A 15553-nucleotide genomic window follows, 5' to 3' on the forward strand; every position below is an offset into this window, starting at 1 on the left:
CGGGTTGTTCCCCGAACTGGGTCCCGGCTGCCCGCGGCCAGGTGGGATCATGTCGGGGTGCCCTCCGACGTCGACGTCGAGCCGGGGACGCTGCTGGTAGCCGCGCCCAGCCTGCTCGACAGCAACTTCCGCCGCACGGTGGTCTACGTCATCGACCACCGGGGTGAAGGCACGCTTGGGGTCGTGCTGAACCGGCCGAGTGACGTGCCGGTCGACGACGTGCTGCCGAACTGGGGGCCGCACGTCTCCCAGCCGGGCTCGGTGTTCGTCGGCGGGCCGGTGGAGCAGAAGACCGCGCTGTGCCTGGCCGCGATGCGCACCGGGGTCGAGGTCGACGGCGTGCACGGGCTGATCGGGGTGCGCGGGCCGGTGGCGCTGGTGGACCTCGACGCCGACCCGGACGTGCTGGTGCCCAAGTTCCGCGGCATGCGGGTGTTCGCGGGCTACTCGGGCTGGGACGTCGGGCAGCTGGCGGGCGAGATCGACCGCGGCGACTGGATCGTGGTCCCGGCGCTGCCCGCCGATGTGCTGGCCCCGGCCGGCGCGGACCTGTGGGGTCGGGTGCTGCGCAGGCAGGGCATGCCGCTGGCGCTGCTTGCCACCCATCCGGGTGATGTTCGGGAGAACTAACCCGCTCGGGTGAGGGCGGAGCAGCCGCCCGCGCCGCACTGGCAGCCCGCGCAGCCCGCCGGGAGGGCGGGCTTGGGCTCCGGGACGGCGGTGGCGGCGCGGTTGCCCAGCACGCCCGCGGCCACGGTGATCACCAGCAGGCCGACCACGGCGATGATCGAGACGGTGAGGACGGCCGCGGTGCTCGCGAGCGAGAACCCGACGACCCCGCCCAGCACACCGGTCAGCCCAGCCACCGCGGTGGGCAGGCCCGCGACCTTGTTGCCCACCCGGAACGCCTCGTCGCTGCGCAGCGTGGCCGGGGTGCGCACGCCGCCGAAGCGGTTGCGCGGCAGGCGCTCGGTGAAGCCGAGGAGACCGACGACGAGCAGCGGGAGTCCGGCGACCAGCGGGGCGAGCGGCACGAGGTTCACGACTCGATGGTAGGAGGTCGTCCTCGCGCCACGTGGTGGACACCCTCGTGCGGTGTGCTGCTCGTCATGCCCCGTGCCTTGGCCGCGCTGTGCGCCGCCGCCGTCTCGGCGGGCGCGCTCGCCTCCCCCGCCGCAGCGACCCCCGACCACCCCCGCCACCCGGACCACCGCGGCGTTCGCCTGATCGGCGAGCGCACCGTCCCCAACGCCCTGCCGTTCCAGGGCACCACCGTCGGCGGGCTCTCCGGGATCGACCGGGACCCGCGCACCGGCGGGTACGTCCTGATCAGCGACGACCGGTCGGACCGCCAGCCCGCGCGGTTCTACACCGCCCGCATCGACGTCCGCCCCGACGGCCTCGGGCCGGTGGAGTTCACCTCGACGCACCCGTTCCTGCGCCCGGACGGCAAGACCTACCCGCCGTTGGCCACCGGCGACGGGACGACCGTCGACCCCGAGGACATCCGCGTCGACCCGTGGACCGGGGACTACACCTGGAGCCAGGAGGGCGAGCGCCGCCCGAACGTGCTCATCGACCCGTCGGTGCGCTCGGCGAAGCGGGATGGCTCGTTCGCCCGCGAGCTGCCGCTGCCCGCGAACCTGAAGATGACCGCCGACCGCGGCCCGCGGCAGAACCTGGTGCTCGAGGGCCTGACCTACGCGGCCCTGGGGTCGCTCGTGGTCACCTCCGTCGAGGGCCCGCTGCTGCAGGACGGCCCGGTGGCCGACGCCGAGCACGGCGCGCTGTCGCGGATCGTGGTGCAGACCCGGTCGGGTCACCAGCTGGCGCAGTACGCCTACCCGCAGGAGCCGGTGTTCGCCCGGCCGGTCCCGCCGACCGGGGCGTCGAGCACCGGTGTCACCTCGATCCTGGCCGTGGACCCGGTCGACCCGACCCGGTTCCTGGTGCTGGAGCGCTCCTTCGTGCAGGGCGTGGGCAACAAGGTCCGGGTGTTCGAGGTCGACACCCGCGGTGCCACCGACGTCGCCCGGCGCGACCTGGCCGACCCGGCCGGGGTCCGGCCGGTGCGCAAGCGGCTGGTGGCCGACCTCGCCGACCTCGGTTTGTCCACTGTGGACAACATCGAGGGGATGTCGTGGGGCCCGGTGCTGCGCGGCGGGGAGCGCTCGTTGCTGCTGGTCAGCGATGACAACTTCGCCACCACCCAGGTCACCCAGCTGGTGGCGCTGGGTGTCCGGCTCTAGAGCGGTTGGCGAAACGACGTGGCCGGTGTGCGGTAACCTTGGGTCATGAGCACTGCCCGCCTGCTCCTTGGTCGGCCGCGCTGACCAGCACCAGTTGGTGAGCGCGGCAACCCTCCATGCCCTCGGGCTGGGGGGTTTTCGCTTCTCCGCAGTGATTGTCGAACCGGTTCGACCCTCTCGACCAAGGCGGCAGGCCGCACCCAGCGCGGAAGGACTTCACCCATGAGCGACACCGAGCACTCGACGGAGTCGGTGCCGAACCACCGGTACACCGCCGCGCTGGCGGGGCGGATCGAGCGGCGCTGGCAGGACCACTGGGAGCAGCACGGCACCTACCACGCGCCGAACCCGGTCGGGCCGTTGGCGGGCCCGGTGCCCGCGGACAAGCTGTTCGTGCAGGACATGTTCCCGTACCCGTCCGGCGCGGGCCTGCACGTCGGGCACCCGCTGGGCTTCATCGGCACCGACGTGTTCGCCCGCTACCACCGGATGAACGGCCGCAACGTCCTGCACACCATGGGCTTCGACGCCTTCGGCCTGCCCGCCGAGCAGCACGCGGTGAAGTCCGGGCAGCACCCGCGCAAGACCACCGAGGACAACATCCAGACCTACCTGCGCCAGATCCGCAGGCTGGGCCTGGGCCACGACGAGCGCCGCCGGATCTCCACGATCGACCCCCAGTACTACCGCTGGACGCAGTGGATCTTCCTGAAGATCTTCCACTCCTGGTACGACGAGGCCGCGGGCAAGGCCCGGCCGATCGCCGAGCTGGAGGCGCAGTTCGACTCCGGCGAGCGCACGACCCCCGACGGGCGGCCGTGGGCGGAGCTGACGCACGGGCAGCGCCAGGCGGTGCTGAACGACTACCGCCTGGTCTACCTGTCCGACGCCCCGGTGAACTGGGTCCCCGGCCTGGGCACGGTGATCTCCAACGAGGAGGTCACCGCCGACGGCCGCAGCGAGCGCGGCAACTTCCCGGTCTTCCGGCGCAACCTGCGCCAGTGGATGATGCGGATCACCGCCTACGCCGACCGGCTGATCGACGACCTGGACCGGCTGGACTGGCCGGACAAGGTCAAGGCCATGCAGCGCAACTGGATCGGGCGCTCGCACGGCGCCCGGGTGCGCTTCGAGGTTGGCGGTGAGTTGACCAGCGAGTCGGTCGAGGTGTTCACCACCCGGCCGGACACCCTGTTCGGCGCGACCTACCTGGTGCTGGCACCCGAGCACCCGCTGGTCGACAAGATCGCCACTGCGGCCTGGCCGTCCGAGGTCGACGGCAAGTGGACCGGTGGGGCGGCCACGCCCGGCGAGGCGATCGCGGCCTACCGGCGCGCGGCGTCGATGAAGTCCGACCTGGACCGCCAGGAGAACAAGGTCAAGACCGGCGTCTTCACCGGCGCGCACGCCACGAACCCGGTCAACGGCGCCCGGATCCCGGTGTTCATCGCCGACTACGTGCTGATGGGCTACGGCACCGGCGCGATCATGGCCGTGCCCGGCCAGGACCAGCGCGACTGGGACTTCGCCACCGCGTTCGGCCTGCCGGTCATCCGCACCGTGCGGCCGGGCGAGGGCTTCGACGGCGAGGCCTTCACCGGCGACGGCCCGGCGGTCAACTCCGGCTTCCTGGACGGCCTGGCCATCGCCGAGGCCAAGCAGACGATCATCGCCTGGCTGCAGGAGCACGGCCACGGCCGCGGCACCATCCAGTTCAAGCTGCGCGACTGGCTGTTCTCCCGCCAGCGCTACTGGGGCGAGCCGTTCCCGATCGTCTACGACGAGCACGGCACACCGATCGCGCTGCCGGAGTCGATGCTGCCGGTTGAGCTGCCCGAGGTCGACGACTACTCCCCGCGCACCTTCGACCCGGAGGCCGCCGACACCCAGCCCTCGCCGCCGCTGTCCCGCGCGGGCGACTGGGTCGAGGTCGAGCTGGACCTGGGCGATGGTCCCAAGACCTACCGCCGCGACGTCAACACCATGCCCAACTGGGCCGGGTCCTGCTGGTACCAGCTGCGCTACGTCGACCCCACCGACGGCGAGCGGTTCTGCGAGCCGGAGAACGAGCAGTACTGGCTGGGCCCGCGCGGTGAGGGCGACCCGGGCGGCGTCGACCTGTACATCGGCGGCGTCGAGCACGCGGTGCTGCACCTGCTGTACGCGCGGTTCTGGCAGAAGGTGCTGTTCGACCTGGGCGAGGTCAGCGGCGCGGAGCCGTACCGGCGGCTGTTCAACCAGGGCTACATCCAGGCCTACGCCTACACCGACGAGCGCGGCGTGTACGTCAACGCCAACGAGGTCGTCGAGCGCGGCGGCAAGTTCTTCGTCGGCGACCAGGAGGTCCGCCAGCAGTACGGGAAGATGGGCAAGAGCCTGAACAACGTCGTCACGCCGGACGAGATGTGCGAGGCCTACGGCGCCGACACGTTCCGCCTGTACGAGATGTCGATGGGCCCGATGGACGTGTCCCGGCCGTGGGCGACCAAGGACGTCGTCGGCGCGCAGCGGTTCCTGCAGCGGCTGTGGCGCAACCTGGTCGACGAGGAGACCGGCGAGCTGCGGGTCACCGAGGGCGAGCCGGACGAGCCGACGCTGCGGGCGCTGCACAAGGCGATCGCCGGTGTGCACGAGGACTACGCGAATCTGCGCTACAACACCGCGGGCGCCAAGCTGACCGAGCTGAACAACTACCTGACCAAGAACTTCTCCGACGGCGCCCCGCGCGTGGTGGCGGAGGCGATGGTGCAGATGCTGGCGCCGCTGTGCCCGCACGTGGCCGAGGAGCTGTGGCAGAAGCTGGGCGGCACGGAGTCGCTGGCGCACGGGCCGTTCCCGGCGGCCGACGAGCGCTACCTGGTCGAGGACACCGTCGAATACCCGATCCAGGTCAACGGCAAGGTGCGCGGGCGGATCACCGTGCCCGCGGCCGCGTCGCAGGACGAGGTCAGGGCCGCGGCGCTGGCCGAGGAGAAGGTGGCCGCGCTGGTCGACGGCGGGACGCCGAGGAAGGTCATCGTCGTCCCGGGTCGGCTGGTCAACATCGTGCTGTGACGAGGTGCTGTGACGGTTCCTGTGCTGGGCCCGTTGACCGGGCGGGCCCGGCGCGGGCTCAGTGCAGGCCGACCTCGCGGGTGAGGTCGGCCAGCATCGAGTCGAACAGCGGGCCCGCGTCGGTCACCGGGAACGGGAACTGGCCGAACACCTCGAGCGCGACCTGGCCGTAGAGGCGCACCCAGAACTGGAGCATCGCGTACGCGGTGTCGACGCCGAGCAGGTCGGCGGGCACGTCCACGCCCGACTCGGCCATCGTGGTGAGCAGGTCGAGGCGGAACCGCTCGAGGTCGGGGACCAGGGCCGCGGGCACTTCGACGTCCGGGCGGGTGGAGAGCAGGCCGTTGGCCAGCACCCGACCGGCCACGGTCAGGAAGATCCGCCCGAACGAGTCCTTCGCGGCGTCCTTGCCGTCCGGGCCCGCCGGGCAGTTCACCCCGGGCTCCGACGGTGAGGCGAACACCAGGGTGAACTCCTGCGGGTGCGCCAGCGCCCAGGCGCGGAAGCCGCGGCAGATGGCCAGGACCTGGCCGAGGTGGTCGGACTCGGGCACCGGTGCCAGGTCGTTGCCCAGTTCGACGGCGAGGTCGGCGCAGACGTCCGCGCGCAGGTGCTCGACCAGGTCCTCGCGCGAGGTGTAGTAGCGGTAGAGCGCGGGCGCGGTGATGCCCAGCTCGCGGGCGATCGCGCGCAGGGTGACCGCCTGTGGGCCGTCGTTCACCAGCAGTGCCCTGGCCTGCTGCCGGATCTCGCGGTCGGTGGCCGCGCGACCGCGCTCTCGGCGTGTGGCCTGCGTCATCGTCGGTCTCCGAGCTCTTGTGAACGGCGTTAACCGTTCCGTATGGTCGGCCATGAGTGAACGGTGTTTACGAGCATCGCACGGGACCCCGACGGTAGTCGCCGGACGTGGTCACCACCACTCACCGGGCAATCGGGAGGAATCACCTATGTTCGCCACCTGGGGAACGGTCGTCCACGGCAAGCGGTGGGTGGTGCTGGTGGCCACCCTGGTGATCACCCTCGGCGGCGGGCTCTGGGGCCTGGGCGTGTTCGACAAGCTCACCCAGGGCGGCTACGAGGACCCGGCGAGCGAGTCCTCCCAGGTCAACCGGATCGTGCAGGACGAGCTCGGCCAGAAGCCCGCCGACGTGGTGCTGCTCTACACCGCGCCGCCGAACAAGACCGTCGACGACGCCGAGGTCGCTCAGCGGGTGACCGCCGCGCTCGCGCAGCTGCCCGCGGACAGCGTCGCCCAGCGGGTCGACTACTGGTCGGCCAAGCAGCCCGCGCTGGCCAGCCCGGACAAGCACCTGGCGATGGCGACGATCACCCTCGCCGGTGACACCTTCGACGCCCACCAGCAGTCCTACGACCGGATCAAGGACCGGCTGGTCGTCGACGGCGTGCCGACCCAGGTGGGCGGCAAGGTGCCCACCGAGCAGGCGATGACGGCGCGGTCCACCGCCGACCTGACCGTGGCCGAGGCGATCTCGCTGCCGGTCACCCTGGTCCTGCTGGTGCTGATCTTCGGCAGCCTGGTCGCCGCCGCGCTGCCGGTGCTGGTCGGCGGCCTGTCGATCTTCGGCGCGCTGGGCGTGCTGCGGCTGCTGAGCCTGGGCTTGGAGGTCAACACCTTCGCGGTCAACGTGGCGACCCTGCTCGGGCTGGGCATGGCGATCGACTACGGCCTGTTCACCGTCGGGCGCTTCCGCGAGGAGCTCGCCGAGGGGCGCACCCCGGCCCAGGCGGTCCGCCGGACCGTGGCCACCGCGGGCCGCACGGTGGCCTTCTCCGCGACGCTGCTGGTGATCGCGCTCGCCGGGCTGCTGGTGTTCCCGATGGACTTCCTCAAGTCGATGGCCTACGGCGGCATGTCCGCGGTCGCCATCGCCGCGATCCTGTCGCTGACGCTGCTGCCCGCGCTGCTGGGCGTCCTCGGCCACCGCGTCGACAAGCTCTCGCTGCCCTGGCGCCGCCGGGCCGCGGGCGGCGAGTCCCGCTTCCTCGGCCGGATCGCCGACGCGGTGATGAAGCGGCCGGTGTGGTTCGCCGCGCCGATCGTCGCGGTGCTGGTGCTGCTGGCGCTGCCGTTCGGCAACGTGCAGTTCGGCGGCGCCGATGAGCGCCAGCTCCCGCCGGGCGACCCGCACCGGGCGACCGCCGAGGCCATCGCGGCCAACTTCCCGGCGGCGGGCTCGAACACGGCCAAGATCGTGCTGCGCGGCACCGGTGGGCCGCCGAGCCAGGCGACCGTGCAGGCCTACACCGCCGCCGCCTTCCAGGTTCCCGGCGTGCTGGACGTGAAGCCGACCGGCGCGGGCGGCGACGTCGTCCTGCTCACCGCCCCGTTGGCGGGTGACGCCTCCTCGACCGAGGCGCGCTCGGCGGTCGACGGGTTGCGCGCGGTGCCCTCGGACGCGCAGGTCCTCGTCGGCGGGCAGCCCGCGCTGGTGGGCGACTCGGTGCGGGTGATCGTCGACCGGGTGCCGTGGATGGTGGGGATCCTGGTCGCGGCCACGCTGGTGCTGATGTTCCTGGCGTTCGGGTCGGTGCTGCTGCCGATCAAGGCGGTGGTGATGAGCGCGCTGAGCCTGTCGGCGACCTTCGGCGTGCTGGTGTTCGTCTTCCAGGAGGGGCACGGCACCGGGTTCCTCGGCGTGACACCGCAACCGGCGCAGGCCGGGATGATGGTGCTGATCGGTGCCGTGGTCTTCGGCCTGTCCACCGACTACGAGACGTTCCTGCTGGCCAGGATGGTCGAGGCCCGGCACTCCGGGCTGTCCACCCGGGACGCGGTGCGCACCGGCCTGGTGCGCACCGGCCGGATGATCACCGCCGCCGCGCTGCTGCTGGGCGTGGTCACCGGCGCCTTCGGCATGTCCTCGCTGGCGAGCATGCGGTTCATCGGCCTGGGCATGCTGGTCGCCCTGGCCCTGGACGCCACCGTGGTGCGGATGCTGCTCGTGCCTGCTGTGCTGCGCCTGTTCGGCGACGCCGCCTGGTGGGCCCCCGGCCCGCTGCGCAGGCTGCAGGAGCGGGCCGGGCTGTCCGAGGTCGAGCGGCCCGAGGACGCCCGCGAACTGGAGCGGGTGGGCTAGGGACGCCACCGGCGCCGATCGCTCGGGGGGCTACACGATCGACGCCGGTGACATGCAGCCGGCCGGAGCCGGCTCCCGGCACGAGGCCGGGGTTCACTGCGCACCCATGGGGTGCGTCACAACTGACGCACAGTGTCGCACTCTGGATCCGATCGACTACCTGATCGTTCACACTTGCGCACGTTCGCTATTGGCAACGGCCTCTGACTAGGAGTGATGCCGTGGTGGGGGCAGTTGTGGTAGTGGGCTCGGCCAACGCGGATCTGGTGGTCCAGGTGGCCCGGCGGCCCGGTGCGGGCGAGACCGTCCTGGGGTCGGACGCCCGGGTGCTGCCCGGCGGGAAGGGCGCCAACACCGCGGTTGCCGCGGCCCGGACGGGCGCGGCGGTGTCCTTCGTCGGGGCGGTCGGCCAGGACGGCCACGGCGACCTGCTGCTGGGATCGCTGAGCGCGGCCGGGTTGGACGTCACCCGGGTCCGGCGGGTCGACCGGCCGACCGGGATCGCCCACATCGCGGTGACGCCGGACGGGGAGAACTCGATCGTGGTCTCCCCCGGCGCGAACGGCGCGCTGACGCCCGCGGACGTCGAGCTCGGGGACGCGCGGGTGCTCGCGGTCTCGCTCGAGGTACCGGTCGCCGTGGCCGAGCACGCGGTGGCACTGGCCGAGCGGCTCGGCGTGCGGGCGGTGGTGAACCTGTCGCCGGTGGTGGAGCTCTCGGCGGCGGCGTTGGCGGTGCTCGACCCGGTAGTGGTCAACGAGCACGAGGCGGCGCTGCTGGGATCCTCGATCGAGGTGTGCAGGTCGGTGGTGATCACGATGGGTGGGCGTGGGGCCGTTGTCGTCACCTCCAGCGGCACGGCGGAGATTCCCGCGCCCGAGGTCGAGGTCGTCGACACGACCGGGGCGGGCGACGCGTTCGTCGGCGCGCTGGCGTCGGCCCTCGCGGCGGGCGACGACCTGCTGGCCGCCGCCCGCCGCGCGGTGGAGTTCGCCTCTCGGACAGTCACCCGTCCCGGCGCGCAGTCCTCTTACGCCTGGTAAATGGCTCTAGTACTCCTTAACGGCGGTCAAGCCCGGATCGCGCGGGTGAAGAGCTCCACCAGTTCGTGCGCGTAGGTGTCCGGGTCGATGTCGGAGTCGGCCGCCGCGTCGATGCCCGCGGCGACCGTGCCCGCCATGATCGCGGGGTCGAACCCGCCGAACACGCCCTCGCGCTGCCCCTGGGTGAACTGGCGCTGGAGCCTGCCCACCCGGAACTCGTGGAGCACCACGGCGAGGTCCGGCGCGCCCGCGGCGACCTCGCGGAGCACCCGGATCTGCTCGCGGTGCGTGTGCAGCAGTTCCACCTGGGCGGCGATGTAGACCCGGACCATCTCGACCCGGTCGGTGACGCCGTCGAGCCGGGCGTTGACCAGTTCGTCCACCTGGCCGAGGGCGGCGATGAGGACGGCCATGTCCAGGTCGCCCTTGTTCTTGAAGTGGTAGGAGATCAGCCGGGTGCTGCTCAGGCCCGCGTGCGCGACGATCCGGGCGAAGGACGCCTGGGCGTAGCCGTGCTCGGCGATCACCTCGATGGCGGCGTCGACGATCTGCTGGCGGCGGGCCGCCTCGGTGACTGTTACCTGCATGAGTAAATAGTAACACGGCTGAGTAAATCCCTGGTCGGCGAAGATGGCGGGCATGGATCTGCCTGACACCTCCCTGCCCGAGCACGGCACCCCGCGCGAAGAGCTCTTCGCCGACCTGCGCGCCCGCAAGACGGCCGACGCCGACTGGCGCGGGGGCCGAACGTGGAGCCTGGTGTACCCGGCGGGCGAGGACGTCGACGCGGTCCTCAAGGAGGCGCACGACCTCTACCTGTACGAGAACGCGCTCAACCCCTTCCGCTTCCCGTCGCTGGCCGACATGGAGCGCGAGGTGGTGGCGATGACCGCCGGGCTGCTGCACGCCCCCGCCGGGGCGTCCGGCTCGATGACCTCCGGCGGCACCGAGTCGATCATGCAGGCGGTCCGGGTCGCCCGAGATCGGGCCCGCGCCGAGCGGGGCGTGACCGAGCCGACGCTGGTGGTGCCGCGCTCGGCGCACCCGGCGTTCGCCAAGGGCGCCAAGTACTTCGGGCTGGAGCTGGTGCAGATCCCGCTCGACGACGACCTGCGCGCGGACGTGCACGCGGCCGCCGACCTGATCGACGACCGGACCGCGCTGGTCGCCGGGTCGGCGCCGAACTACCCGCACGGCGTGGTCGACCCCATCCCGGAACTGGCCGCGCTGGCCGCTTCACGCGGGGTGCCCTTCCACACCGACGCGTGCGTCGGCGGGTTCTTGCTGCCGTTCATGGAGCGGGCCGGGCGGGAGGTGCCGCCCTTCGACTTCCGGGTGCCGGGGGTGACGACGATGTCCGCCGACGTGCACAAGTACGGCTACGCGACCAAGGGCGCGTCGGTGGTGCTGCACCGCGCGGGTGAGCACGTCTTGCAGTACCAGGCGTTCTTGTACCAAGACTGGCCCGGCGGCCTCTATGGCTCGTTGGCGTTGGCGGGCGCGCGACCCGCGGCTCCAGTGGCGGCCGCGTGGGCGGTGCTGAAGTACCTGGGTGTGGACGGGTACGTGAAGCACGTCGAGCGGATCTTGGCCACTGCGTCGGCGATCCGCGAGGGTGTGCGCGAGCTCGGGCTGCGCGTGCTCGGCGACCCGGTGGCCTCGGTGATCGCGTTCACCGGTGAGCGGATCATGGCCGTCGGCGACCTGATGGACGACCGCGGCTGGCACCTGGACCGGCAGAACGACCCGGACGCACTGCACCTGATGGTGTCCCCCGAGCACGACCGGGTGGTCGGCCAGTTCCTCGCCGACCTGCGCGACGCCGTCGCGAACGCGGGCGAGTCGCGCGGGGTGCAGGCCCGGTACAGCTAGCGGCCCGGTGGTACAGCTAAGAGCGCGCCACTTCGCTCAGGGCTTGCCGCACAGCCAGGACGAGCGGGTGGGTCTCGCGGCCACGGCGGATCGCCGCGAAGACCCGCCGGGTCGGTGGATCGGACACCGGCACCACCCGCGGCAGGTCGGCGGGGCGCAGCGCGGTCCGCGGGATCATCGCGACCCCCACGCCGACCTCGACCAGCGCGGCCTCGGCGGCGAAGTCGTCGGAGGTGTGCGTGACCCGCGGCGCGAACCCGGCGTCGGCACACGCCGCGAGCAGCACGTCGCGGCACGGGTTGCCGGGCAGCGGGACCACCCAGTCGTCGCCGGTGAGGTCCGACAGCCCGATCTCCGCCTTGCCGACGAGCCGGTGCCCGGGCGGCAGGAGCGCGTCGAACGGCTCGGCGTAGAGCGGGTCGCGGACCACCCGGCGGTCCTGCTCGGCGCTCTCGGCCCGGTGGTGCATGGTGATCGCGATGTCGATCTCCCCGTCGAGCAGCATCGGCAGGCTCTGCTGCCCCTCGGCGTCGCGCACCAGCACGGTCACCCCGGGCGCGGAGACCCGCAGCGCGCTGATCGCGGGCGCCACCACCTGGGTGATCGCCGAGGCGAACGCGGCCACCCGGACCTGCCCGACCTCACCGGAGCCGTAGGCGGCCATCCTGGCCTCGGCCCGGTCCAGCTCGGCCAGGACCGCGTCGGCGTGCTCGACCAGCAGCTCCCCCGCCGCCGTCAGCCACACCCGCCTGCCCTTGCGCCGCAGCAGCTCCTGCCCGACCTCCGACTCCAGCGCGCTGAGCTGCTGGGACACCGCCGACGGGGTCAGGTGCAACGCCTGCCCGGCCGCCGTCACCGTGCCGTGGTCGGCGAGCGCCCGCAGGACCCGCAGTCGTCGAGGGTCAATCATCTGTCCATAGTGGCAGGTCAGACAGTGGCAGGTCAGGCAGTGCCAGATCGGGGAGCGGCAGGTCAGAGCCCGATGACCGGCGGTGCGGCCTTCTGGTCCGAGGTGGTGAAGGCGTCCTCCTCGTAGGAGTACCGCCTCCGGTGCACGGAGTCGCCCCAGTTGTCGTAGTAGCGCTGGAAGAACCGCGCACCGGGTTCCCGCGGGACCGGCACAACCGGTGGATCTTGGCGAAACCTGCGCGAGTAGCTCACGCCGCCGGGCTCGAACTGCGCGGGCTCGCCGACGTACCCGCCGTCCCCGAGGCAACCCGGTGAGATCGCCGTCGGCCGCGGGAGCGCGGGTCGGGTCTGCGCGCGCGGTGCCGGGACCAGCCTGCCCCCCGACTCGGGCGCGCCGGGACCGAACAGTGAGTCGGTGGCGAACGGGTTCACCACCGGGCGCGGGGTCCAGTCCAGCGCCGACTTCGGCTCGCGCAGCCGGACGACCCCGAGGAACGCCACCCCCAGCGCCCAGCCCAGCTTGGTGATCTTGCCGGGGACCTGTTCCAGGTCAGCCAGCCACTCCTCGGTGTAGCGCTCGGTCTTCTCCGCCGAGCGCAGCCGCCGGGCGGCCCAGACCAGGACCCGCTTGGCCAGCCACGGCGACACCTCGCCGGACTCGGCCACGGCCATCGGCACCAGCAGCGCGACCAGGACGAACACGACGGCCGGACTCATGACCACCCTCTCCACTGCGGTGTGGGTCGGGGCGCGAGGCCGCGTACGGGGCTGCCCGTGCGCTGGCGGACCGCGCCGCGGTGGTGCAGCAGCAGCGCGCGGGCGGCCCCGAGGCCGTCGGGGCTGAGCCGGTAGAAGCGCCTGCGTGGACCGCGGGCACTTGGCTCGTCCTGCTCCCAGGCGCTGACCACCCAGCCCGCGTCCTCCAGCCGGGCCAGGATCGGGTAGACGCTGCCGGTCTTGCGGCCGGCGTTCTCCGCGATCTTGAGCCCGTAGAGCTGGTCGTCCGGACCGAGCAGGGCTTCCAGGACGTCCAGCGTCGCCGCGGTGACGCGGAACGGCGGGATGTCCATGGGGCAACTCTATCTATGTAGAGATGCCTGGTCAGCGTCCGATCAGGCCATCTTGTCGCGGGCGGCGACGAACGCGTCGACCGCTCGGTTGACGTCCTCGGTGGTGTGCGCGGCCGACATCTGGGTGCGGATGCGGGCCTTGCCGTGCGGGACGACCGGGTAGGAGAAGCCGATCACGTACACCCCCTGGTCCAGCAGCAGGTCCGCCATCCGGCTCGCCCGACCGGCGTCGCCGATCATCACCGGGATGATCGGGTGCTCGCCGGGCAGCAGGTCGAAGCCCGCCTCGGTCATCCGGGCGCGGAACAGCGCGCTGTTCTCGCGCAGCCGCGCCAGCAGGTCGCTGGAGGTCTCCAGCAGCTCCAGCACCGCCAGGGCCGCGCCGGTGATCGACGGGGCCAGCGAGTTGGAGAACAGGTAGGGCCGGGACCGCTGCCGCAGGATCTCCACGATCTCCGCCCGCGCCGCGACGTACCCGCCGCTGGCGCCGCCGAGGGCCTTGCCGAGGGTGCCGGTGTAGATGTCGACCCGGTCGCCGACGCCGAAGTGCTCCGGGGTGCCGCGGCCGGTGGCGCCCATGAAGCCCACCGCGTGCGAGTCGTCGACCATGACCAGGGCGTCGTAGCGCTCGGCCAGGTCGCAGATCTCGTCCAGCGGTGCCAGGTAGCCGTCCATCGAGAAGACGCCGTCGGTGGCGATCAGCCGGTAGCGGGCGTCGGCCGAGTCCTGGAGCTGCTTCTCCAGGTCGGCCATGTCGCGGTTGCGGTAGCGCTTGCGGCCCGCCTTGCACAGCCGGATGCCGTCGATGATCGACGCGTGGTTGAGCTCGTCGGAGATCACCACGTCCCGGTCGGTCAGCAGGGTCTCGAACAGGCCGCCGTTGGCGTCGAAGCACGAGCTGTAGAGGATCGTGTCCTCGGTGCCCAGGAACCGCGAGAGCCGCGCCTCCAGCTCCTTGTGCGGCGCCTGCGTCCCGCAGATGAACCGCACCGAGGCCATCCCGAAGCCCCAGTCGTCGAGCGCCTCCTTGGCCGCGGCGACCAGCTCCGGGTGGTCGGCCAGGCCGAGGTAGTTGTTCGCGCAGAAGTTGAGCACCGGGTCCGACCCGCCGACCCGCACGTTCGCCTGCTGCGGCGAGGTGATCACCCGCTCGGCCTTGTAGAGCCCGGCGGAGCGGATCTCCTCGAGCGAGTTGAGCAGGTCCTCGCGCATCGCGCCGTACATCAGCTCTCCCAATCCATGATGACCTTGCCGCACCGGCCGCCGCGGGCGGTGGCGAAGGCCTCGGCGTGCTCGGTGTGGTGGAACCGGTGGGTGATCACCGGCGAGATGTCCAGGCCGGACTGCAGCAGCACCGACATGGCGTACCAGGTCTCGAACATCTCCCGGCCGTAGATGCCCTTGATGGTGATCATCTTGAGCACGACCGAGCTGAAGTCGACCGCGATCTCCCGCGCGGGCAGCCCGAGCATCGCGATCCGGCCGCCGTGGGTCATGTTCGCGATCATCTCGCGCAGCGCCGAGGGCTGGCCGGACATCTCCATGCCCACGTCGAAGCCCTCGGTCATGTTCAGCTCGTCGTAGACCGCCGAGACCGGGGTCGCGCTCACGTCCAGCGCCACCGTCACGCCGATCTTGCGGGCCAGCTCCAGCCGGGCCTCGCTGATGTCGGTGATCACCACGTGCCGGGCGCCCGCGTGCCGGGCGACCGCCGCGGCCATCAGCCCGATCGGGCCCGCGCCGGTGATCAGCACGTCCTCGCCGAGCACCGGGAACGACAGCGCGGTGTGCACCGCGTTGCCGAACGGGTCGAACACCGCGGCCACGTCCAGGTCGACCTCGTGCTTGTGCACCCAGGCGTTGGCCTCGGGCAGCACCGCGTACTGGGCGAACGCGCCCGCGGTGTGCACGCCGAGGCCGATGGTGTTCGCGCACAGGTGCCTGCGCCCGGCCCGGCAGTTGCGGCAGGTGCCGCACACCAGGTGGCCCTCACCGCTGACCAGGTCGCCGACCGCGACCTTGGTGACCGCGGCGCCCACCTCGACGACCTCGCCGACGAACTCGTGCCCGAGCACCAGCGGGGCCTTGACCGTGCGGGCGGCCCAGTCGTCCCAGGCGTCGATGTGCAGGTCGGTGCCGCAGATGCCGGTGCGCAGCACGCGCAGCAGCACCTCACCCGGTCCGGGCGTGGGATCGGGTACCTCGACCAGTTCCAGACCGGGCCCGGCGGCGGTCTTGACCAGAGCCTTCACAGCGTC

14 protein-coding genes are annotated in these 15553 nt (G+C 72.1%); 6 read left to right on the forward strand and 8 right to left on the reverse strand.

All coding sequences use genetic code 11. The features are described 5' to 3' along the window. Window positions 1–57: 57 nt before the first annotated feature. Window positions 58–630, forward strand: coding sequence for a YqgE/AlgH family protein (locus QSK30_RS05075; protein ID WP_285499964.1), 573 nt, complete (start codon window positions 58–60; stop codon window positions 628–630). Here the strand turns inward: QSK30_RS05075 and QSK30_RS05080 are convergent. Then, window positions 627–1043: an SdpI family protein gene (locus QSK30_RS05080; protein WP_285499966.1), complete on the reverse strand. Its 417-nt coding sequence runs from the start codon at window positions 1041–1043 to the stop codon at window positions 627–629. The two genes, QSK30_RS05075 and QSK30_RS05080, sit on opposite strands and share 4 nt — an antisense overlap. A 66-nt stretch (window positions 1044–1109) precedes the next feature. Between QSK30_RS05080 and QSK30_RS05085 the strand changes: the two genes are divergently transcribed. Together QSK30_RS05085 and leuS are read left to right on the forward strand one after the other, a co-directional pair. Beyond that, window positions 1110–2249: an esterase-like activity of phytase family protein gene (locus QSK30_RS05085; RefSeq protein WP_285499969.1), complete on the forward strand. Its 1140-nt coding sequence runs from the start codon at window positions 1110–1112 to the stop codon at window positions 2247–2249. Window positions 2250–2471: 222 nt separating this feature from the next. Then, on the forward strand, window positions 2472–5303 hold the full coding sequence (gene leuS, locus QSK30_RS05090; protein ID WP_285499971.1) for a leucine--tRNA ligase: 2832 nt from the start codon (window positions 2472–2474) through the stop codon (window positions 5301–5303). Between the two features lie 58 nt (window positions 5304–5361). Here the strand turns inward: leuS and QSK30_RS05095 are convergent, their stop codons facing one another. Then, complete coding sequence (locus tag QSK30_RS05095) at window positions 5362–6102, reverse strand: TetR/AcrR family transcriptional regulator (RefSeq protein ID WP_285499973.1); 741 nt, start codon at window positions 6100–6102, stop codon at window positions 5362–5364. A gap of 148 nt (window positions 6103–6250) precedes the next feature. On the opposite strand from QSK30_RS05095, the gene QSK30_RS05100 reads away from it, so the two are divergent. Continuing rightward, window positions 6251–8401, forward strand: a complete 2151-nt coding sequence (locus tag QSK30_RS05100; protein WP_285499975.1) for an MMPL family transporter — start codon at window positions 6251–6253, stop codon at window positions 8399–8401. Between the two features lie 221 nt (window positions 8402–8622). Then, entirely contained in the window at window positions 8623–9444 is an 822-nt protein-coding gene (locus QSK30_RS05105) for a ribokinase (protein ID WP_285499977.1), read from the forward strand. 26 nt (window positions 9445–9470) lie between these two features. Here the strand turns inward: QSK30_RS05105 and QSK30_RS05110 are convergent, their stop codons facing one another. Next, window positions 9471–10031, reverse strand: a complete 561-nt coding sequence (locus QSK30_RS05110; protein WP_285499979.1) for a TetR/AcrR family transcriptional regulator — start codon at window positions 10029–10031, stop codon at window positions 9471–9473. 52 nt (window positions 10032–10083) lie between these two features. On the opposite strand from QSK30_RS05110, the gene QSK30_RS05115 reads away from it, so the two are divergent. After that, on the forward strand, window positions 10084–11316 hold the full coding sequence (locus QSK30_RS05115; protein WP_285499981.1) for a pyridoxal phosphate-dependent decarboxylase family protein: 1233 nt from the start codon (window positions 10084–10086) through the stop codon (window positions 11314–11316). Between the two features lie 16 nt (window positions 11317–11332). On the opposite strand, the gene QSK30_RS05120 is transcribed toward QSK30_RS05115, so the two are convergent. The 5 genes from QSK30_RS05120 to tdh all read right to left on the reverse strand — a co-directional run bounded on the left by QSK30_RS05120 (window position 11333) and on the right by tdh (window position 15547). Further along, window positions 11333–12226 (reverse strand): LysR family transcriptional regulator, encoded by an 894-nt coding sequence (locus QSK30_RS05120; protein WP_285499983.1) that lies wholly within the window; start codon window positions 12224–12226, stop codon window positions 11333–11335. A gap of 62 nt (window positions 12227–12288) precedes the next feature. After that, window positions 12289–12942, reverse strand: a complete 654-nt coding sequence (locus QSK30_RS05125) for a hypothetical protein (RefSeq protein WP_285499984.1) — start codon at window positions 12940–12942, stop codon at window positions 12289–12291. Next, entirely contained in the window at window positions 12939–13295 is a 357-nt protein-coding gene (locus QSK30_RS05130) for a PadR family transcriptional regulator (protein ID WP_285499985.1), read from the reverse strand. Before QSK30_RS05130 ends, QSK30_RS05125 begins: the two co-directional genes overlap by 4 nt. Before the next feature lie 42 nt (window positions 13296–13337). After that, window positions 13338–14519, reverse strand: a complete 1182-nt coding sequence (locus tag QSK30_RS05135) for a glycine C-acetyltransferase (RefSeq protein ID WP_285499988.1) — start codon at window positions 14517–14519, stop codon at window positions 13338–13340. After that, the gene (tdh, locus tag QSK30_RS05140) at window positions 14519–15547 is read right to left on the reverse strand and encodes an L-threonine 3-dehydrogenase (protein ID WP_285500397.1); all 1029 of its coding nucleotides are present in this window, start codon (window positions 15545–15547) and stop codon (window positions 14519–14521) included. Before tdh ends, QSK30_RS05135 begins: the two co-directional genes overlap by 1 nt. Between the last annotated feature and the right edge of the window lie 6 nt (window positions 15548–15553).

Origin of the sequence: Actinokineospora sp. NBRC 105648, from assembly GCF_030269645.1 — a bacterium.
Taxonomy (GTDB): domain Bacteria; phylum Actinomycetota; class Actinomycetes; order Mycobacteriales; family Pseudonocardiaceae; genus Actinokineospora.